Source organism: Rahnella sp. PAMC25559 (assembly GCF_050632365.1).
Classification (GTDB): domain Bacteria; phylum Pseudomonadota; class Gammaproteobacteria; order Enterobacterales; family Enterobacteriaceae; genus Rahnella; species Rahnella rivi.
Genome location: NZ_CP192543.1, coordinates 728667 through 748586, shown reverse-complemented (window position 1 = coordinate 748586; position 19920 = coordinate 728667). Strand labels below are relative to the sequence as shown.

Sequence of the window (19920 nt, the reverse complement as noted above, 5' to 3'; positions counted from 1 at the left end):
TTATATAACCTAATTGGAACCGGTTCCAATCAAAAGACCCGAAGGTCAGAAACATGATCCCGCTCACGAAGAACGGGAGAGAAAAGGGGAGAAGAAAGCGATCAGCGGCGTGCAGTGGAGGCGCGTGCAATCAGCTCGCCGGAGAATTCGAGGTCTTTGACCGGTGCGGTGCTGCCCTGAATGCGCGTCACCAGCTGGCCGAGTGCTGCGACGCCCATTTCATACGTCGGCTGCCTGAACGTGGTGATCCCAACGCCGGCAAGATCAGCCCACACCAGTTCGTCAAAACCTGACAGACCGATGTCCGGCCCCCAGGTGATATCCAGCCTGCGCAGGGCGCGTGCCACCTGTAACGTCAGCGCTCCGTTCACACACATCACCGCTTTATGTTTGTCTGGATGGCGTGCGACAAAATCGCGCAGCAACGTCTCCAGCCCGGCCGTGTTGCTCAGCTCGATTTCGCCCTGTTCGGCGATACATTCTGGCGATTGCTGCATGCGCTGCAAAAAGGCGCGCAGGCGATCCAGGCGGGTATTGACGTTGGCGGGTTCGGTGACGAAAAGCACGGCTTCAAAGCCTTGCTGCAGAAGATGATCGGTCATCATCTGCGTGGCTTCGACGTTGTTCAGTGCAATCACGTCACAGGCAAAATCGGCGACTTTGCGGTCAATCAGCACCATCGGTAAATTGGCCTGTTGCAGCGTAGAGATCGCCGCTTCACGCATCCCGACGGCGTTGACCACCATGCCATCCACGCGGTAGCTGCTGAGTAACTGCAGGTAATGCTTTTCCTGATCGAGCTCGTTATTGGTGTTGCAGACCAGCAACGTCAGCCCTTCCTGACGGCAGGCGGCTTCGACGCCGCGCATCACATCGACAGAATACGGATTCGTGATATCGGCGAGGATCAGCCCGATCAGGCGTGTATGGCCGCTTTTCAGGCTGCGGGCCATCTGGCTGGGCTGATAATCCAGCAGGGAGATCGCCCGTCCGATGCGCTCTTTGAGATCATCGGACAGCAGGTGTTTTTCACCGTTGAGATAACGTGAAACGCTGGTTTTACCGGTTTTTGCTGCACTGGCAACGTCACGTATCGTAGCGCGAACCGCCGCGCCCGGTTCCTGTTTTTTGCTCACAACCTTTCTCCCCTCATGCATATTCCACGGAGACTAGCACAGAGTGTCGAAAGGCTGTAACCGCAAGTCAGCGCAAACCTTCGGCCGTGCGCACGGCGGAAACCGCCTGAGGCTTCGGTCTGCTGCTGAGCGTAAAGGCGGATATGATCGTCACCCCAAAGGCGATACCGCCGAGGATCAGATAGGTATCGCTGAACCCGATGCGGTCATACAGGCTGCCTGCGAAAGCAGAAAGGAAAATCGCCGCCAGTTGTTTGGCAAAGTTAAACCCAATCAGATAAATGGTCGCCGAGAACCGGACATCAAAAATCTGGGTGATGTATTTGAACACGCCGACCAGCAGGAACGGCACTTCCAGCGCATGCAGCATTTTCAGCACAATCACTTCGGCAGCCGTGGTGGCAAACGAAGAGCCGACGATGCGAATCGACATGATCGTCCCCGCCAGCAGCAGCGTATTTTTCGCGCCGATGCGGTTGATGATCCAGGGTGAGCAGAACATGATCAGCGCGTTGCACAATTCCCCGGCGGTGGTCACGTAGCCGAACATTTCCGTGCCCTGCTGCGGCGAGGAGAAGAAGGTTTTGAAGAAGGTGGCGAACTGCTGATCAAACACGTCGTAAACGCAGGCAACACCGACCACGTACAAAATCAACATCCACAGTTTGCGTTCTTTCAGCAGCAATGCCGCCGTTTTCAGCGAGAATTGCGGCTGATTGGCCCCGAGTTTGTCCATCACCTGCGCATTTTTGTTTTCCTGCGGGCGGGAAATCAGCAGCAATACCATCAGAATAACTGCCGCGCCGGAGCCCATCCAGAACACGATATCCGGGTTGATGTTAAATAATACGCCAGCGGTGGAAGCGCAAATCCCCCAGCCGAAACAGCCGAACATACGCGCTTTGCCATATTCAAAAGCACTGCTGCGGCTGACCCTTTCGATATAGGCCTCGGTAGCCCCTGAACCGCCCGCGAAGACGAAGCCGATGTACGCACCACCCAGGATTGCGCCCAGCACAATATTGATTTTCAGCAGAGGCGCAAACACGTAAATGAAGAACGGGGCAAACAGAAACAGCAGGACGGCGATGATCCACAACAGATGTTTTTTCAGGCCAAGTTTGTCAGAAATGATGCCGAAGAACGGCTGAAACAGAATGGCAAACAGCGACATGCTGGAAAACACGATGCCGGTTTCAGTTTTACTCAGGCCGATAACGTCTGACAGCCAGATCGGTAAAAACGGATAACAGGTCGCCATAATGAAGAAGTAGAGGAAGAAATAGCTGCCAAATATCCAGAAGTTAGTATTTTTTTTATAGAAGCAACGATCGGAAGTTTGTGTAGGGTTCATAGTGATTTCCTTGCCGAAACCATGAAAACCGGCACTGTCGTACCGGCGTTTTTTTGTTGTTATCTGATTTCTTCGAAGCCCAGAAGCAGGGCGCTTTCCGGATCCAGCACCGGCAGCGTCAGCCCGGCATTCGCCAGCCATTCACCGCTCAATGCCACAGAGGCATGCAGCCACGCCGGTTGTACCCGCATGGTGTGACCGCTGCCGCCACCCGCCAGCAGCGCCGGTTCGTCCAGCACCGTCACGCGATAGCGGGCATCGGTTTTCAGCCCCGGCACGCGTAACACACCGGGTAATGACCAGGTCGGCATCGCCAGCTGGCTGACCAGAAACACGGCGCGATCTTTGTTTTCGCTGACCACGCCGTTAATCAGCACCGTTTCATCCTGCGTATCCACGCGGTAAACGTCGCCGCTGTGCAGTAACGGGCGAAGCTGCTGATGAAGACGGGTGTATTTTGCAAAACCGGCGCGTTCGGCTTCGCCTTCTTTCACCGGATCCAGCTCAATGCCCATGTGGCCAAACAGCGCCGTCAGGCCGCGGAATTCAATGCTGTGCTGGCGCGACGTGGCGTGGCACAGTTTGTTGCCGATGTGCGAGCCCATCACTTCCGGCGGGAAGAAATAGCTCATGCCGCGCTGAATTTTCTGCCGTTCCAGCGCATCGTTGTTATCGGATGTCCAGAAACGGTGGCTGCGTTTGAGCACTTCAAAATCAATGCGGCCACCGCCGGACGCGCAGGATTCAAATTCAATCTGCGGGAAACGTTCGCCCAGCACGTCGAGCAGGCGGTAGAACTGCCGGGTTTGCGTGGTCAGCGCTGCGTGGCCTTCGTGGCCGGGCTGAACGATTTCTCGGTTCATGTCCCACTTCACGTAATCCACATCGTGTTCACCGAGCAGCCAGCTCATGCGTTCCACCAGATAATCAAAGACCTGCGGATTGTTCAGATCGAGCACGAACTGATGGCGTCCGCTCGGTTGCTGATACCCCGGCAAGGCCAGCAGCCAGTCGGGATGAGCGCGGTATAAATCGGAATCCGGGTTAATCATCTCCGGCTCGACCCAGATACCAAATTCCATGCCGAGTTGTTTCACATGGTCGATCACCGGTTTCAGGCCGTTCGGGTATTTCTTCTCATCGAGATACCAGTCACCCAGCGCGGCGCGGTCGTGGTCGCGCCCTTTGAACCAGCCGTCGTCGATAATGAAGCGTTCAACGCCCAACGCGGCGGATTCCGTCGCCATCTGCATGATGTAGTCGGGATCGTGATCGAAATAAATCCCTTCCCAGGTATTGAGGTGCACGGGGCGCGGTTTGTCGCCGGGGAAACGCAAAATATCTTCACGCACGAAGCGGTGAAACTGCTGACTCATGCGGTTCAGCCCGGCAGCAGAATAGCTGGCGTACAGCCACGGCGTTTCCAGCGTTTCACCCTGTTCAAGACGCTGTTCGCCCGGCAGATACAGCGCTTCGGCCTGGACCAGACGGCGACCGTCGATTTTGATGTCGGCACGCAGGCGGTGGTTACCGCTCCAGCCGAGATGTATTCCCCAGACTTCGCCCTGTTCCTCGCTAAACCCCGGATGACCGATCATCATCGCCGGGAAATATTCGGAAGAGGTTTTCCCGCGGCGGTTCTCCTGAATGATGCCGCCGTGATCGAGCAGCGTGCGGTGCGGCTGGAACTCTTTGATCCAGCGGCCATGAAACGCCATCACTTCGGCGGCGCGCTCCGGCAGCGGCAGCGTGACGGCCAGCCGCGTCACCTGATAGGTGCCGGGTTTCAGGCTGGTCAGCGCATTGCGCATCTGCAACACGCCGCTGTCACCGAGGCGCAGTTCGCTGCGAAATTGCAAACCTGCGATGGCGTCTTCGGTGGTAATGATCAGCTGATTTCCCTGCTGTTTCACGTCCGTGGTATCGAATACCGGCGACCAGTCCAGCCCGTCGCGGTGGCCTTCCACGCCCGGCGTACCAAACGAGCCCCGGCCTGAATCGGCGCTGAAATTCACCGGTGCTTCCACATCAATACGGCCATTGGGTACGGCGCGGGCGAGGGAGATGACGTCGTCTGCCGAAAACTGGCTCAGGCGGTTTCCCCAGTAGAGGATTTCAGCGAACGGCGAACAACGGACGATCAGGCTGCTGTGTTCGCTGGTTAAATGGACGATCGGGTTTTCCATAGTGTCACTACTCCACAGGGTAATTTGCAGCGATAAAACGCTATCTGGTGGAGTAACTATTGATCCGAAACGTTTCGGATGGGAAATGTGATGGTGCAAATTTGTGATATAGGGTGGAAAAATAACCGAAAGGGGAATTATTGACGCGGTGGATGTGCGGTGACGCCCGCCTGTAATTCTGGTTGCCAGAGCACCTGCAAACCGCTTACGGGTTCGTTACGGATCAGTGCCATCGTCATGCCGGCGATTTGCAGGCCGACCGCTTCCCGGGTGCCCTGACGGATGGCGGTGACCGCCACGTCTGGCAGGCTGTCAGAGGGTAAACCGTCATAAATAATCAGTGATACGCCGCCGTTGAGCAGCAATCCGGCTTCGTACAACGCCAGTGCCGCGCCTTCACCGTGCATATTGCAGTCACAGACAATCGCCGTCGGGGGCAGCGGCAGGGCCAGCAACGCCTGCGTTGCCTGATACCCGGCCCGGCGGCTTGGGCTGACTTTGTTCACGTACCCGTCGTAAAGCGGCAGTTTGTGGGCCAGAAGTCCGTCGAGATAACCCTGATGACGCTGGCCGATAAACGACTGCTGATTATTTTCGCCGAGAAACGCGATGCGCTGATGCCCAAGCGTGGCGAGGTGATCGACCGCCATTTGCATGCCTGCGCGGTTATCGAAATCGAACCAGGCGTAATCCTGCGTCAGGCAACGGCTGCGCCCGAGCGCCAGAAACGGAAAGTTGCGCTGCTGCAAATCCAGCAGGCGCGGATCATCATCCAGCGTATGGGCGACCAGCATGGCGTCCACGCGTTTACTTTCAATCAGGCGTCGCCACGAAAACGTGCCCAGTTCATCCGGCACCAGCAACAGATCAATTTCATATTTCGCGAGTTCGCGGGTGATACAGCCCACCATTTCGACAAAGGCTGAATTGCTTAACGGATGTGAAGTGAAGGGGAAAATGAGGCCAACGGCATCGATCTTGCCCATTTTTAACCGGCGGGCGAGGGTGTTGGGCCGGTAGCCGCGTAAATCCGCCGCTGCCTGTACCCGCGCTTTAGTGTCCGCTGAAACATCGTCGTAACCGTTCAGCGCACGGCTGACGGTGGTCACAGACAGACCGAGATCTTTCGCGATAGCTTTCAGAGACATACTGGCATCCGTTACGCAGGTGAGAACGCCAGAATAACACAGGATGCATAAAAACGGGGCCATCTGGCCCCGGCGTTATGCGGCAGGTGAAGCCGTTACTGCAACGGGCTGAGGGTGATCTCAACGCGACGGTTCTGCGCTTTACCGGCTTCGGTGCTGTTGCTGGCAATCGGATTATCCGGGCCTGCACCGGTGGTACGAACGCGGCTGCCATCAACGCCCTGGGTGATCAACGCACTGCCGACGCCGTCAGCACGTTGCTGTGACAGCTTCATGTTGAGCGCGCGCGTGCCGGTGCTGTCGGTGTAACCCACGACGTTCACGGCTGTTTTCGGATACTCTTTCAGTACCATCGCCACGCCGGTCAGCGTATTCGCGCCCGCCGGTTTCAGCGTGCTGCTGTTGGTATCGAAGGTCACGTTGTTTGGCATGTTCAGCACGATATTATCGCCCTGACGCGTCACGCTGACGCCGGTGCCTTTCATTTTGTCGCGCAGTTTAGATTCCTGCACATCCATGTAATAACCCGCACCGCCGCCCAGCGCAGCACCTGCTGCGGCACCGATAAGGGCGCCTTTGCCGCGATCGTGTTTAGAAGATGAAAGCATCCCCACGCCTGCGCCCAGAGCTGCACCCAGCCCTGCGCCGATGCCGGATTTTCCTGCTTCTGATTCGCCGGTGTACGGATTGGTGGTACAGGCTGACAGGCCCATCGTGACGCAAAGTACGCCAGCAACCACAAGTAATCTTTTGCTCATCTTTTTTCCCTTTAAGGATGTTTTTTATTTAGAAACTGACCGCTGCATTATGACTGCCGGGTTTCTGGTAAGTTGCACAGAAAAAGGTGTCAAAACATAAACAAATGCAACGGGCGGACATCCGCCCTGCGGCGTTCTGGCGCCATTTATGCGCAATTTTGTGACGTTAAGCAGTAGGAGAATTCCGGTTATCCGTTTTTGTCTTTTAGGGGATTTTGGGAAATTATTCGAAAAGGGGCTGATGCCAGCGCAGAACCCAGGTCGGAAGACCGGTTCCGGGATGAACCGTGTCGTTGACCACTAAGAAATCTTCTTTGCGATAGAACGCCACGGCGCGGTGATTTTGCTGATAAACCTCGAGAAGCAAAAGCGGATAATGTTTTTTGACCACGTCCATTAATTGCTGCGCGATGCCCTTACCGTACACGCGTTCATCCACAAACAGCGCGCCGATAAACTGTTGATTTAAGACGCCGATAAAGCCATTGATCCCACCGTCTTCGGCGGTCGAAACCCAGGTTTGGGCCTGTGGCAGAAACGTCTCGCGCACCATCGGTAAACTTTCGTACCAGTAAGACTCCTCAATAAACGGGTGTGCCGCCACCGTACTGCGCAGCCACAGATGCATAATCGCTTCGGTGTCGGCAGGTACTGAGCGGCGGATCATGCGGGTTGATTTTTAGGATGACAGAAACAATAAGCCTGATGATCGTTCACCAGCCCGGCGGCCTGCATAAACGCGTAGCAGATGGTCGAACCGGTAAATTTGAACCCTTTCTTTTTAAGCGCTTTAGACATGGCATCTGACACGGCGGTGGTTGCCGGTACGCCTTCAGGTCCGAGCGGATTATTGATGACCGGTTGATGATCAACAAAGCGCCAGATGAAGTCTGAAAAATCTTCGCCGCTGGCCTGCATGGCTAAATAAATCTGTGCATTCAGGATGATCGCTTTGATTTTTCCGCGATGGCGCACAATGCCGGCGTCGAGCACCAGGCGCTCAACATCCTCATCGGTCATTTTGGCAATGCGCACCGGCTCGAAATGGTGGAAGTTCTGGCGGTAGTTTTCGCGCTTTCTCAGGATGGTGATCCACGAGAGCCCTGCCTGCTGGCCTTCGAGGCACAACATTTCAAACAGCTCACGGCCATCTTTGACCGGCACGCCCCATTCTTTATCGTGATATTCGAGATAAATCGGTTCTTTTGAAACCCAGCTACAACGGGTGGTCGCCATTCTTTTGTCCTTAGAAGAAGCCTGAATACGTCGGCCAGTGTGTGGCTTCTCGGATAACTCTGCAACGTCGCAATTTCTCATGCTCCGGCTTGACGCTGGTCGGATCTGAACAATATTTAAAGCCATTCATGACTCAATCCTTACATTTCAGGGATGAGAACCGCTCATTTTTTGAGGAAGCGACGACAATGACAGGCAGAAAAACCGCCGCATTACGGCTGACACAAAGCGCATTTGCCGTCGCGCTGTGCCTGGGTTTACAGGCTCCGGTGCAGGCTTACGATCAACTTTATGTCTTCGGCGACAGCCTGAGTGACACCGGCAATAATGGACGCTGGACCTTCGACAGCAGTTCGCATCCGCTTTATGACGAAATCCTCGCCAACAATATCGGCACGACGCTGACACCTTCTGCCAAAGGCGGCCTGAACTATGCCCAAGGCGGCGGCGTCGCGGTGCCGGGGCTGGATTCCGATGACACCACGCAGGATCAGGTCAAAAGCTATCTGGCCTCGACCGGCGGCAAAGCCGATCCGAAAGGGCTGTATATTCACTGGATTGGCGGCAACGATCTGGCCGCCGCGGCGCTCAGCCTGAACCCGATCACGGCAGTGGAGATTGCCACCAACAGCGCCACGCAGGCGGCTTCTCAGGTCAATGATTTACTCAAAGCCGGAGCCGGAACGGTCGTGGTGCCGACGGTGCCCAATATCGGCCTGACGCCGGTGCTGATGGAAGGCGTGATTCAGGTCGGCTTGCTGCCGGTGCAGCAACAGGCGCTGGCAGCGGCGTATCAGTACCTGAATGCGCAAAACACACCGAATACGGATGCCCGCACCGAGGCCATTCACAACGCACTGGCGGCAGCGGCGGCGGAAGGCTCGGGGATTCCGCTGGTGCAGGACGTCCTCGCCAAAGGGCTGGCAGCGGCCTATGACGCGCTGAAAGACGTGGCGGGCGGCCTGACCGAGACGTACAACACCACCGAAGATATCGCGCTGGCCAGAACCGGCGGCAATATTGCACGCGTGGACATCAACGGGCTGTTCAATGAAGTGGTCGCCGATCCGGCGCTGTACGGTTTCGCAAATACTGCCGGGACCGCCTGTCCGGTGGGCATTTCAGCCTCAGAATGTACCTCCAGCCTGCCGGGTTTTGACGCCAGCAAAGCGTTTCTGTTCTCTGACCATTTTCACCCGACACCGCAGGCACATGCGCTGATCGCCGAGTACATGCAGTCCGTGATCAACGGCCCGCTGGAGGTCACCGCGCTGAATCAGGGTTCGCTGGCGCTGGCGCGCAATACGCAGGGATTGCTCGACAGCCGCTATCAGCAGTTACGCACGCAGGAGAATGACGCCGGGACTTTCGGTATGTTTGGCGGTTACGCCGGGCAAAGCGCCGACAGCAAAATCAATCCGTCGCTGGGCGAGGGCGATCTCACGTCTAACTCGCTCAATATCGGGATGGATTATCAGATGACCGATCGCTGGATGATGGGGCTGATGATTTCCGGTTCAGACGATAAACAGGATCCGACGGACCATTACAGCTACCGCACGCGCGGCTGGATGGCGACAGCCTTTACCGGCGTGAAAATCGCCGAAAATGGCTGGATCAACGGCGATGTGCATTACGGGTCGCTCAATTACGATGATATCAACCGCAGCATCAAACTCGGACCCACCACCCGTACCGAGCGCGGTGAAACGGACGGCAAACAGATTGGCGGACGCGTCACCGCTGGCTGGGATTTCCCGATTTTACCGGTGCTGAAAACCGGCCCGGTGGCGCAATACAGCTGGGATTACAGCAGTATTGAGGGATACAGCGAGAAGGGCAACAACAGCACTTCTATGCGCTTTGGTGACCAGACGTCTCACTCGCAAATCGGCGCGCTGGGCTGGCGCCTGAACGCAGATCTGGGGATCGTGAATCCGTATGCGCAGGTGACCTATGACCGTCAGTTTGGCGATGACACTTACACCGCCACCGGCGCGATCAAATCCACCCGCACCCGGTTCAGCCGCACCACCGGCGAGCAGGACAACGACTGGGTCGATATGACGGTCGGGGCGAACGTCCAGATAACCCACAGCGTCTCGGCTTTTGCGGCGATTTCCCAAACCACCGGCCTGGATTCCGGCGAACAAACGTCTTACAACGCCGGGATCAGTGCCCGGTTTTAACCACGAAAGGGGCGCAGAGCCCCTTTTACTTTCCGAAAATGCGCGCCAAAACCTAAACACTCCCTCTCGGTAACGCTCACTCGCCTGATTCTGGCTGATTATCTTCCGTTCAGCGGGTATACTGTCGGACTCTCTTTAAACCCACTTTCTCGCGTGCGAATCCAACATGCAAAAGTTTGATACCAAGACATTTCAGGGCCTGATCCTGACACTGCAAGATTATTGGGCGCAGCAGGGCTGCACCATTGTTCAACCGCTGGATATGGAAGTCGGCGCGGGTACTTCGCATCCGATGACCAGCCTGCGCGCACTCGGCCCTGAGCCTTTTGCGGCAGCCTATGTTCAGCCTTCACGCCGTCCGACGGATGGCCGCTACGGCGAAAACCCAAACCGTCTGCAGCACTATTATCAGTTCCAGGTGATGATCAAACCTTCACCGGAAAACATTCAGGAGCTGTACCTCGGCTCGCTGAAAGAGCTGGGCCTCGACCCGCTGATCCACGATATTCGCTTCGTTGAAGACAACTGGGAAAACCCGACGCTCGGCGCCTGGGGTCTTGGCTGGGAAGTGTGGCTGAACGGCATGGAAGTGACGCAGTTCACTTACTTCCAGCAGGTCGGCGGCCTGGAATGTAAACCGGTGACCGGTGAAATCACTTACGGTCTGGAACGTCTGGCGATGTACATCCAGGGCGTAGACAGCGTTTACGATCTGGTCTGGAGCAACGGTCCGCTGGGCAAAACCACCTACGGCGACGTGTTCCATCAGAACGAAGTGGAGCAATCCACCTATAACTTCGAATACGCCGACGTTGATTTCCTGTTCTCCTGCTTCGAACAGCACGAGAAAGAAGCGCAAACCCTGCTGGCGCTTGAAAAGCCACTGGCGCTGCCTGCTTACGAGCGCATCCTGAAAGCGGCCCATTGCTTCAACCTGCTCGACGCGCGTAAAGCGATTTCTGTGACTGAACGTCAGCGCTACATTCTGCGCATCCGTACCCTGACTAAAGCGGTAGCTGAGGCGTATTACGCTTCCCGCGAAGTGCTGGGCTTCCCGATGTGCAAAAAGAACGAGAAGTGAGATAAGTCCATGACTGAAAAAACATTTCTGGTGGAAATCGGCACGGAAGAACTGCCACCGAAGGCTCTGCGCAGCCTTGCTGAATCTTTTGCAGCCAACCTGACTGCGGAGCTGGATGCGGCGAATCTGCCACACGGCGACGTAAAATGGTTTGCCGCGCCGCGCCGCCTGGCGCTGAAAGTCTCCGGTCTGCATGAATCTCAGGCTGACCGCGAAGTTGAAAAACGCGGCCCGGCTGTGGCGCAGGCGTTTGATGCCGAAGGCAAACCGAGCAAAGCCGCTGAAGGCTGGGCTCGCGGTTGCGGGATCACCGTTGATCAGGCCGATCGTCTGGTCACCGACAAAGGTGAATGGCTGGTTTACCGTGCGCACGTCAAAGGCGAAAGCGCGCAACAGCTGCTGCCTGCGATGATCGCAACGTCACTGTCCAAACTGCCTATTCCTAAACTGATGCGCTGGGGCGATTCCGACGTGCAGTTTGTGCGTCCGGTTCACACCGTGACTCTGCTGTTAGGCGATGAACTGATCCCGGCGAAAATCCTCGGTATCGATTCTGCCCGCACGATCCGCGGTCACCGCTTCATGGGCGAACCTGAATTCACCCTCGACAACGCCGATCAGTATCCGCAAATTCTGCTGGAACGCGGCAAAGTCATTGCTGATTACGAACAGCGTAAAGCGCTGATCAAACAGGATGCGGAGAAAGCGGCGAAAGAGATTGGCGGCATCGCCGATCTGAGCGAAAGCCTGCTGGAAGAAGTGGCGTCTCTGGTGGAATGGCCGGTGGTGCTGACCGCGAAATTCGAAGAGAAATTCCTGGCGGTACCGGCTGAAGCGCTGGTTTACACTATGAAAGGCGACCAGAAGTATTTCCCGGTGTACGACGCTGCGGGCAAACTTCTGCCGAACTTCATCTTCGTGGCCAACATCGAATCGAAAGATCCGCAGCAAATCATTTCCGGTAACGAGAAAGTGGTGCGTCCGCGTCTGGCCGATGCCGAATTCTTCTTCAATACCGACCGCAAAAAACGTCTCGAAGATAACCTGCCGCGTCTGGAAACCGTACTGTTCCAGAAACAGCTGGGTACGCTGCGTGACAAAACTGACCGTATTCAGGCGCTGTCTGGCTGGATCGCCGATAAAATCGGTGCCAACGTTGAGAACGCCAAACGCGCGGGTCTGCTGTCAAAATGCGATCTGATGACCAACATGGTCTTCGAATTCACCGACACGCAGGGCGTGATGGGCATGCACTATGCGCGTCACGACGGCGAGCAGGAAGAAGTCGCGGTTGCGCTGAACGAACAGTATCAGCCACGCTTTGCGGGCGACGAGTTGCCGGCTTCGCTGGTGGCCTGTGCCCTGGCTATCGCAGACAAGATGGACACCCTGGCCGGTATTTTCGGCATCGGTCAGCATCCGAAAGGCGACAAAGACCCGTTTGCACTGCGTCGTGCAGCGCTCGGTGTTCTGCGTATCATCGTTGAGAAAAACCTGTCACTCGACCTGCAAACCCTGACTGAAGAAGCGGTGCGCCTGTACGGCGACAAGCTGACTAACGCCAAGGTTGTCGATGAAGTGGTTGATTTCATGCTCGGTCGTTTCCGTGCGTGGTATCAGGAAGAAGGTCACGCGGTCGATACCATTCAGGCCGTGCTGGCACGTCGTCCGACCAAACCGGCAGATTTCGATGCCCGTGTGAAAGCGGTGAGTTACTTCCGTACGCTGGACGAAGCGGCAACGCTGGCTGCGGCCAACAAACGCGTATCCAACATTCTGGCGAAATCCACCGACGTTCTGCTGGATCACGTTCACGCCTCCGTGCTGAAAGAACCTGCTGAGCTGAAACTGGCGACGCATCTGGTGGTGCTGCGCGACAAGCTGGAACCACTGTTTGCTGCTGGTCAGTACAAAGAAGCGCTGGTGGAACTGGCTGCGCTGCGCGAAACCGTGGATACGTTCTTTGACACCGTCATGGTGATGGATGAGAACGAAGCGGTGCGTATCAACCGTCTGACATTGCTGTCTAAACTGCGGGAGTTGTTCCTGCAGGTAGCGGATATTTCGCTGCTTCAGTAAGCCGGTGATTTTGTAAGTTAAGGTTGCGGGCGTCGGCCCACACCGACCAGAGGGAGAATAAACGTTCTCCCTCTGGACTCCACACTCTTTTCACTGCGCGCTACGCGATACCCTCATTTCAGGTGTCGGGCCTCACGTCTCGAACCCTTCATCCGGTGCCATTTTTAAGCACGCCAATCCACACCTTTTAAAAATAAAACCATTCTGCTTGTGAATTAAAAAGCCCCTGGCGTTGCTCCTGACCTTGAACTTCAACGTTAAGTTGAATTTAACGTTTTTACAGGCTTTTTTAAAAAGCGTTCTCCCCCCAATTGTTCTATCCTATAACCCGCATGGAATGCACAGCATCGGCAGGGAACTGGCCGGAAGAAGAACATTGAAATCAGGAGTCAGGACTCATGGCTGTAGGGATCAGAAGCGGTGCATTTTCTCGCTGGCTGGCGCCGTTTATCGCACTGCTGGTCGTTTTCCAGCTCACGGCATGTGGCGATAAAGAACCGGAACAACGCAAAGCCTTTATCGATTATTTGCAAAATACCGTGATGCGCAGCGGGCAAAACCTGCCATCGCTGAGCGAAGATCAGAAACAACGTTTTGGTAATTACGCGAATGACTACGGCATTATTTTGTCATTCTCCCGTCAGATGAAAGGCGCTGTCGATGGCAGCTTCGTGCCAGTGGTCAACGCAATCGGTCAGGTGCGCACACCGCAGGATTACATGACGCAACGCGGTGCGCTGCAACAGGCGGCCGGTACGCTGAGCCTGCTCAATGCACAGCTGCGTGACTCGAAAGTGAAAGCCGATACCGCGATGGCTGCACTGAAACAGCCGGACGATCTGAAAGCGGTTTACAGCCAGGTGTACAGCACCGTAGTGACGCAACCCGCTAACGTGCTGACCCCGCTGGTGCCTGCGCTGCAAAGCTTCACGCAGGATATCGTCTCTGTCGGTGATTACCTGCAACAGCAGGGCGCTCAGGTGGCATTCGCCAACGGCGGCGTGCAGTTCCCGACGCAGCAGCAGGCGACGCAGTACAACACCATGATGTCGAATCTGGTGGGCAAACAGCAGACATTGCTTGAGGCGCAGAAAGTCGCGCAGGGCGATTTCAGCCGCTAAGTCAGTTAAAAACGATTTATGTTAAGCCACGCGATGTCTGCGTGGCTTTTTTATTGTCGGAAGCGAATGCAATCAGGTGAATCAGATCTCCATCACAAATTAAGACAATAATATAAAATTGAATTGTGTGGATTCATTCACAATTAGCCTATTGCTTTAATTATTCATTTATGAAAATGACGTTATTCGTGTGATCTTGGTTGGATTTTATTATCGCCATGACAGTTTTTATAATGTCGGTCACAAATCCTTGCCGGTTTGATTAAATCCATTTCAAAGAATATGCTCATGAAAGTAAATAATCATCGATAAAATAAGGATGAGTCATGTCGTCATTAATGGATTTTTTCGAACGTGAAAGTATTGCGATATATTCTTGCGCTGAAAACTGGTCTGAGGCGATAGATTTATCGATGAGACATCTTCTGCAAAGAAAATATATTACGCCGGACTATATTCAGGCGATTAAAGAGACTACCCGTGAAATCGGCCCTTATTATTTGCTCGCCCCCGGCATTGCCATGCCCCATGCAAGGCCGGAATGCGGTGCGCTAGGTACGGCGCTGAGCCTGACGTTGCTGCGCGAAGGCGTCAGATTTGATGCTGAAAGCCCGCCGGTTCGTTTGCTTATCGGATTAGCCGCGAAAGATTCTGATTCACATATTGAGGCAATTCAGGCGTTAAGTGAAATGCTTTGCGAAGATGAAGTTATTGATGAATTACTCAATGCAAATAATTCAGAGGAATTAATTAATATCATTCAGCGTTATTAGTTTTATCCTAACATCACACAGGATTTTAATATGGCTAATAAATCTATGCGCGCCAGAGTGCAGGCTTTTGGCGGCTTTCTGACGGCAATGGTTATTCCCAATATAGGCGCATTTATTGCCTGGGGTTTTATTACCGCGTTATTTATACCCACCGGATGGACCCCTGACCCGCACTTTGGTCAGCTTGTCGGCCCGATGATTACCTATTTATTGCCGCTGATGATTGGCTCAACCGGCGGCCATTTAATTGGCGGAAAGCGCGGTGCAGTAATGGGCGGGATCGGCACCATGGGCGTCATTGTCGGGGCCGATATTCCGATGTTCATCGGCGCAATGGTGATGGGGCCGCTGGGGGGATATGTCATCAAAGTCGTCGATAAGGCGCTCGAGAAGCGCATTCCGGCGGGCTTTGAAATGGTCATCAATAATTTCTCCCTCGGCATTCTCGGCATGTTGCTGTGCCTGCTGGCCTATGAAGTGATCGGCCCGGCGGTAATGGCCGCCAATAACGTGGTGAAAGAGGGCATTGAGGCGCTGGTGGCGACCGGTTATCTGCCGCTGCTGTCAGTGATTAATGAACCGGCCAAAGTGCTGTTTCTGAATAATGCGATAGATCAGGGCGTTTACTATCCGCTGGGCATGCAGGACACCGCCGTCGCCGGAAAATCGATTTATTTCATGGTGGCCTCCAATCCCGGCCCCGGTCTGGGCATTTTGCTGGCGTTTTCCCTGTTCGGCAAAGGGCTGAGTAAAAAGTCAGCACCCGGCGCGATGATCATTCATTTTCTCGGTGGCATCCACGAACTGTATTTCCCGTATGTGCTGATGAAACCGCTGATGATTATTGCCATGATTGCGGGCGGCATGACCGGCATTTATGTGTTCGAGCTGTTTGGCGCGGGGCTGGTGGCGGGGCCAAGCCCTGGCTCTATCTTTGCCTATCTGGCGCTGACGCCGCGCGGGGGCTTTCTGGGAACCTGCGCCGGCGTGCTGGCCGGTACGGTCGTCTCCTTTGTCGTCGCCTCGGCCATCCTGAAACTGGATAAATCGCCTGCGGAAGACACGTTTGCGGATTCTCAGGCCGCCAGTAAAAAGCGTAAAGCTGAAGGTAAAAATGCGGTGCAGCCGGTCACCGGCAATATCCGTCTGATTGCGTTTGTCTGTGATGCGGGAATGGGATCGAGTGCGATGGGCGCGACAACATTTCGCAAAAAACTCGAAAAAGCGGGCTTTGCGATCGAAGTGAAGCACTACTCCATCGAAAACATTCCGGCCGACGCCGACATTATTGTCACCCATGCCAGCCTCGAAGGCCGTGCGCAGCGGGTGACCGATCAGCCATTGATTCTGATAAAAAACTATCTCGGCGACCCGGCGCTTGATGCGTTGTTTGCCGATATCACTTCCCCGGTTCAGCAAGGAGCAACAGCATGAAAACCAACGTCGCCGCCATTTACGGAAAAAAAGATGTGAGACTGCGTGAGTTTGAACTGCCGGACATCACCGATGACGAATTGCTGGTGAGCGTCGTCTCGGACAGCGTTTGCCTCTCGACGTACAAAGCGGCCTTGCTGGGCGGCGAACATAAACGTGTGCCGGAGGATATCGCCGAACATCCGGCCATCACGGGGCACGAATGTGCGGGTGTGATTGTGCAGGTGGGCAAAAATCTCAGAAACCGGTTTGAAGTGGGAAAACGCTTTGTGCTGCAACCGGCGATGGGGCTGCCAAGCGGCTATTCCGCTGGTTACAGCTACGAAACTTTTGGCGGTAACGCGACGTACATGATCATCCCGAAACTGGCTATCGATATGGGCTGTGTTCTGCCGTACGAAAGCCGCTATTTCGCTGCTGCGTCGCTCGCCGAGCCGATGTGCTGCATTATCGGCGCGTATCATGCCAGTTATCACACCACGCAATATGTGTATGAGCATCAGATGGGCATCAAAGCGGGGGGAAATCTGGCGCTGCTGGCGTGCGCGGGGCCGATGGGCATTGGTGCGATTGATTATGCGATCAACGGCGACGTGCGCCCGGCGCGGGTTGTGGTGGTGGATATCGACGAGCAACGGCTGGCGCGCGCAGAACAGCTTTTACCGGTGGCGATGGCGGCAGAAAAAGGCATCGAGCTGGTGTATATCAACAGCAAAACGTTGCCAGATCCGGTGGCGGCTTTGCGCGAAATGACCGGCGGCGCAGGCTTTGATGATGTGTTTGTGTACGCGGCGGTGGCGGAAGTGATTGAACTGGGGGATGCGCTGCTGGGCGAAGACGGTTGCCTGAACTTCTTTGCCGGGCCGACCGACAAAAATTTCAGCGTTCCCTTCAATTTCTACAACGTTCACTACGGTTCGACGCATATTGTCGGCACGTCCGGCGGCTCGACCGGCGACATGGAAGAGGCGCTGGCGCTGACGGCGGCCGGGCGTATTCAGCCATCCTATATGATCACGCATATCGGCGGTCTGGATGCCGTTCCCGACACGGTGCTCAATCTGCCGCATATTCCTGGCGGTAAAAAGCTAATTTATAACGGCATTTCCCTGCCGCTGACCGCCATTGACGATTTTGCAGAATTAGGCAAAACCGATCCGCTGTTTGCCCGGCTGGCGCAGGAGGTCGCACCGACGCACGGTGTCTGGAATGAACAGGCGGAACGCGTACTGCTCAGCCACTTTGGTGTTTCCACCGGGCTGTAATATCATCGATTCTCCTCATTAAAAACGATGGTTAAGGGAAGGATGACTGGATTAACTGAAGATCAGGTGCTGGAGACGCTTTCCGCCCGGACGAACCTCAATGATTTTCTGAATGCCGCGAACGCTATTTTACTCAGCGGCATTAAACAGTTCCTTCCTCATCTCTTCATCAATAATGACGAGGATATTCGCGAATTTGCCGTCAGGCCGTTGCTCGCCAAATCAGGCCCGCTCGACAGCATAGATGTTTCTCTGCGGCTGATTTATGCCCTGGGGAAAATCAAAAAATCCGTCTATGCCGATATTTTGCTGTTTTCTCAACTGGATGAGCATCTCAGCGCGCAGGCGGGGATCGTCGAATTTCATGACGACACCGCGTATGAATTCGTTAAGAACTTACGTTGCGTAACGGATAACCCGCTGATGTTTCAGTCGATTGAGAAAATGAAATATGCCGGTTTTGAGATCTTCAATACTGCGCGCTATGGCGGTCTGGTGAAAACGGCGTTGTCGCTGGCCGTGACGGATTTACTCAAGGAACTGACCTATGAACGTGACGCTGACCATTAACGGGCTGATCACGCAGGCGTTTTTCCCACAGCACGATATCGGGCAGTTACATCTTCCCCTTTTACAGCGTTTTTCCGCGCAGCAACGTCAGTTACATCGCCCGCTGATTGTGTTTCTGGTGGCTCCGCCCGGTACCGGTAAATCGACGCTTTCGGCGTTCTGGCAAACGCTTTCCACGGAGACGGCAGGATTGGTGCCGGTCCAAACTTTGCCGATGGACGGTTTCCATCGCCGCAATGCCTGGCTGGACGCGCATCAATTACGTCAGAAAAAAGGCGCCGCGGAGACATTTGATGTGGATAAATTGCGCGATGCCCTGATCGGCTTACGCACGCCGGGCAGTCGCTGGCCGGAGTACAGCCGGACGCTTCATGAACCGGTCGAAGACGCGATTCATGTCACCGCGCCGGTGCTGATTGTGGAAGGAAACTGGCTGTTGCTCAAAGATGAAGGCTGGCGGGAACTGGCCTCATATTGCGATCTGAGTATTTTTATTCATGCCAGCCCGGACGACCTTCGCGGGCGGCTGATCGACCGTAAAATTCGGGGCGGCCTTACGCCGCAGCAGGCCGGTGATTTTTATGCTGCCACTGACGGGCCGAACGTGACGCGGGTGCTGCAAGACAGCAGGCAGGCGGACATCATGCTGGAGATGACGTCAGACGGCAGCTATCACGTGCAGGTTTATAAAAAATGACAATTTTTAGCCTGCAAAGCCGGTGGAATTCCTCTACTTTTGAAGGCAACTGTCCCTTTTTCCCGTATTCACTTTAAGGATGTTTAATGAAACGTCAGACGATGACTTTGCTGGCTTCCCTGATACTGGCTCCGACGCTGGCAACGGCTGCCGACAGCGCGACCGCCGATTTCACCCCTGCACAGCAGGCCGCCATTGGTAAAATTGCAGCGGATTACCTGCTGCAACACCCGGAAATTCTGGTGCAGGTCAGCCAGAAGCTTCAGGCGCAGCAGGCCGATCAGCAGCAGGAACAAACCCTGAGCGCGGTGCTGGCAAACGCCAAAACCCTGACCAGCGATCCGGCGACGCCAAGCTATGGGCCGAAAGACGCGAAAGTCGCATTTGTCGAATTCTTCGATTATCAGTGCCTGTACTGTAGCCGTATGGCACCGGTGGTTGAACAGACCGTGAAAGCGAACCCGAATGTCCGTTTCGTCTTCAAAGAGTGGCCAATCTTCGGTGACCGCTGGAAACCTTCCATCACCGCCGCTGAAACCGGTATGGCCGTGTGGAAAGAGAAGGGCGCGCAGGCGTATTTCGATTATCACAACAGCATTTACCGCACCGGTCATGACGAAGGCAAACTGACCGATGCGGATATCGCAGGCGCAGTGAAAGCGGCAAAAGCCACACTGCCGACCGAGGCACAACGTAAAGCCACGCACGAAGCCATCGCCGCTAACGACGAACTGGCCCGTACGCTGGGCTTCAGCGGCACGCCAGGTTTTGTCGTGATGCCAGTCAGCGGTGCCACCGCAGAAAACACCACCGTGCTGCCAGGCGCTGTGTCTGCCGACGATTTACAGGCAGCCATTGTGAAGGCGCAGGGCGGGAAGTAAGACATTAAACCC

17 protein-coding genes are annotated in these 19920 nt (G+C 55.2%); 10 read left to right on the top strand and 7 right to left on the bottom strand.

The window, feature by feature from the left end; translation table 11 throughout:
* Window positions 1-101: 101 nt before the first annotated feature.
* The 7 genes from ACQZQY_RS04790 to ACQZQY_RS04760 all read right to left on the bottom strand — a co-directional run bounded on the left by ACQZQY_RS04790 (window position 102) and on the right by ACQZQY_RS04760 (window position 7818).
* Window positions 102-1157 carry a LacI family DNA-binding transcriptional regulator gene (locus tag ACQZQY_RS04790; RefSeq protein WP_217204196.1) on the bottom strand — a complete coding sequence of 352 codons (1056 nt, stop codon included), beginning with the start codon at window positions 1155-1157 and terminating at the stop codon, window positions 102-104.
* 46 nt (window positions 1158-1203) lie between these two features.
* Entirely contained in the window at window positions 1204-2490 is a 1287-nt protein-coding gene (locus ACQZQY_RS04785; protein ID WP_431296705.1) for an MFS transporter, read from the bottom strand.
* Window positions 2491-2549: 59 nt separating this feature from the next.
* Window positions 2550-4676: an alpha-galactosidase gene (locus ACQZQY_RS04780; protein WP_431296704.1), complete on the bottom strand. Its 2127-nt coding sequence runs from the start codon at window positions 4674-4676 to the stop codon at window positions 2550-2552.
* Window positions 4677-4813: 137 nt separating this feature from the next.
* Window positions 4814-5824: a LacI family DNA-binding transcriptional regulator gene (locus tag ACQZQY_RS04775; protein WP_056777172.1), complete on the bottom strand. Its 1011-nt coding sequence runs from the start codon at window positions 5822-5824 to the stop codon at window positions 4814-4816.
* A 95-nt stretch (window positions 5825-5919) separates the two neighbouring features.
* Window positions 5920-6582, bottom strand: a complete 663-nt coding sequence (locus ACQZQY_RS04770; protein WP_056775889.1) for an OmpA family lipoprotein — start codon at window positions 6580-6582, stop codon at window positions 5920-5922.
* 223 nt (window positions 6583-6805) lie between these two features.
* On the bottom strand, window positions 6806-7249 hold the full coding sequence (locus ACQZQY_RS04765) for an N-acetyltransferase (protein ID WP_431296703.1): 444 nt from the start codon (window positions 7247-7249) through the stop codon (window positions 6806-6808).
* Window positions 7246-7818 carry a DNA-3-methyladenine glycosylase I gene (locus tag ACQZQY_RS04760; protein ID WP_431296702.1) on the bottom strand — a complete coding sequence of 191 codons (573 nt, stop codon included), beginning with the start codon at window positions 7816-7818 and terminating at the stop codon, window positions 7246-7248. Before ACQZQY_RS04760 ends, ACQZQY_RS04765 begins: the two co-directional genes overlap by 4 nt.
* Window positions 7819-8006: 188 nt before the next feature.
* Here ACQZQY_RS04760 and ACQZQY_RS04755 point away from each other — a divergent pair, with 188 nt between their 5' ends.
* From ACQZQY_RS04755 to ACQZQY_RS04710, 10 genes are all read left to right on the top strand, one after another.
* Entirely contained in the window at window positions 8007-10007 is a 2001-nt protein-coding gene (locus ACQZQY_RS04755) for an autotransporter outer membrane beta-barrel domain-containing protein (protein ID WP_431296701.1), read from the top strand.
* Between the two features lie 166 nt (window positions 10008-10173).
* Complete coding sequence (gene glyQ, locus ACQZQY_RS04750) at window positions 10174-11088, top strand: glycine--tRNA ligase subunit alpha (RefSeq protein WP_056775883.1); 915 nt, start codon at window positions 10174-10176, stop codon at window positions 11086-11088.
* 9 nt (window positions 11089-11097) lie between these two features.
* Window positions 11098-13167: a glycine--tRNA ligase subunit beta gene (gene glyS, locus ACQZQY_RS04745; RefSeq protein ID WP_056775882.1), complete on the top strand. Its 2070-nt coding sequence runs from the start codon at window positions 11098-11100 to the stop codon at window positions 13165-13167.
* Window positions 13168-13565: 398 nt separating this feature from the next.
* A complete protein-coding gene (locus ACQZQY_RS04740) occupies window positions 13566-14288 on the top strand; it encodes a DUF3053 domain-containing protein (protein ID WP_056775880.1) in 723 nt (240 codons plus the stop codon).
* A gap of 326 nt (window positions 14289-14614) precedes the next feature.
* Entirely contained in the window at window positions 14615-15061 is a 447-nt protein-coding gene (gene cmtB, locus ACQZQY_RS04735; RefSeq protein WP_431296700.1) for a PTS mannitol transporter subunit IIA, read from the top strand.
* Window positions 15062-15091: 30 nt separating this feature from the next.
* On the top strand, window positions 15092-16495 hold the full coding sequence (locus tag ACQZQY_RS04730; RefSeq protein WP_056775877.1) for a PTS mannitol transporter subunit IICB: 1404 nt from the start codon (window positions 15092-15094) through the stop codon (window positions 16493-16495).
* Window positions 16492-17760, top strand: coding sequence for a zinc-binding dehydrogenase (locus ACQZQY_RS04725; RefSeq protein ID WP_122097152.1), 1269 nt, complete (start codon window positions 16492-16494; stop codon window positions 17758-17760). The genes ACQZQY_RS04730 and ACQZQY_RS04725 overlap by 4 nt, the downstream gene beginning before the upstream one ends.
* 42 nt (window positions 17761-17802) lie before the next feature.
* Window positions 17803-18330: an MltR family transcriptional regulator gene (locus ACQZQY_RS04720; RefSeq protein WP_431296699.1), complete on the top strand. Its 528-nt coding sequence runs from the start codon at window positions 17803-17805 to the stop codon at window positions 18328-18330.
* Window positions 18308-19027: a nucleoside/nucleotide kinase family protein gene (locus tag ACQZQY_RS04715; RefSeq protein ID WP_414070252.1), complete on the top strand. Its 720-nt coding sequence runs from the start codon at window positions 18308-18310 to the stop codon at window positions 19025-19027. The genes ACQZQY_RS04720 and ACQZQY_RS04715 overlap by 23 nt, the downstream gene beginning before the upstream one ends.
* Window positions 19028-19113: 86 nt before the next feature.
* Complete coding sequence (locus tag ACQZQY_RS04710) at window positions 19114-19908, top strand: DsbA family protein (RefSeq protein WP_056775870.1); 795 nt, start codon at window positions 19114-19116, stop codon at window positions 19906-19908.
* Window positions 19909-19920 lie beyond the last annotated feature (12 nt).

Bases quoted from the DNA above. Each gene is read 5' to 3' on its own strand.
- ACQZQY_RS04790 (WP_217204196.1), bottom strand. From the start codon at position 1,157: ATGCATGAGGGGAGAAAGGTTGTGAGCAAAAAACAGGAACCGGGCGCG.
- ACQZQY_RS04730 (WP_056775877.1), top strand. From the start codon at position 15,092: ATGGCTAATAAATCTATGCGCGCCAGAGTGCAGGCTTTTGGCGGCTTT.
- ACQZQY_RS04710 (WP_056775870.1), top strand. From the start codon at position 19,114: ATGAAACGTCAGACGATGACTTTGCTGGCTTCCCTGATACTGGCTCCG.
- glyQ (WP_056775883.1), top strand. From the start codon at position 10,174: ATGCAAAAGTTTGATACCAAGACATTTCAGGGCCTGATCCTGACACTG.
- cmtB (WP_431296700.1), top strand. From the start codon at position 14,615: ATGTCGTCATTAATGGATTTTTTCGAACGTGAAAGTATTGCGATATAT.
- ACQZQY_RS04780 (WP_431296704.1), bottom strand. From the start codon at position 4,676: ATGGAAAACCCGATCGTCCATTTAACCAGCGAACACAGCAGCCTGATC.
- ACQZQY_RS04715 (WP_414070252.1), top strand. From the start codon at position 18,308: ATGAACGTGACGCTGACCATTAACGGGCTGATCACGCAGGCGTTTTTC.
- ACQZQY_RS04775 (WP_056777172.1), bottom strand. From the start codon at position 5,824: ATGTCTCTGAAAGCTATCGCGAAAGATCTCGGTCTGTCTGTGACCACC.
- ACQZQY_RS04760 (WP_431296702.1), bottom strand. From the start codon at position 7,818: ATGGCGACCACCCGTTGTAGCTGGGTTTCAAAAGAACCGATTTATCTC.
- ACQZQY_RS04740 (WP_056775880.1), top strand. From the start codon at position 13,566: ATGGCTGTAGGGATCAGAAGCGGTGCATTTTCTCGCTGGCTGGCGCCG.
- glyS (WP_056775882.1), top strand. From the start codon at position 11,098: ATGACTGAAAAAACATTTCTGGTGGAAATCGGCACGGAAGAACTGCCA.
- ACQZQY_RS04785 (WP_431296705.1), bottom strand. From the start codon at position 2,490: ATGAACCCTACACAAACTTCCGATCGTTGCTTCTATAAAAAAAATACT.
- ACQZQY_RS04720 (WP_431296699.1), top strand. From the start codon at position 17,803: ATGACTGGATTAACTGAAGATCAGGTGCTGGAGACGCTTTCCGCCCGG.
- ACQZQY_RS04725 (WP_122097152.1), top strand. From the start codon at position 16,492: ATGAAAACCAACGTCGCCGCCATTTACGGAAAAAAAGATGTGAGACTG.
- ACQZQY_RS04755 (WP_431296701.1), top strand. From the start codon at position 8,007: ATGACAGGCAGAAAAACCGCCGCATTACGGCTGACACAAAGCGCATTT.
- ACQZQY_RS04770 (WP_056775889.1), bottom strand. From the start codon at position 6,582: ATGAGCAAAAGATTACTTGTGGTTGCTGGCGTACTTTGCGTCACGATG.
- ACQZQY_RS04765 (WP_431296703.1), bottom strand. From the start codon at position 7,249: ATGATCCGCCGCTCAGTACCTGCCGACACCGAAGCGATTATGCATCTG.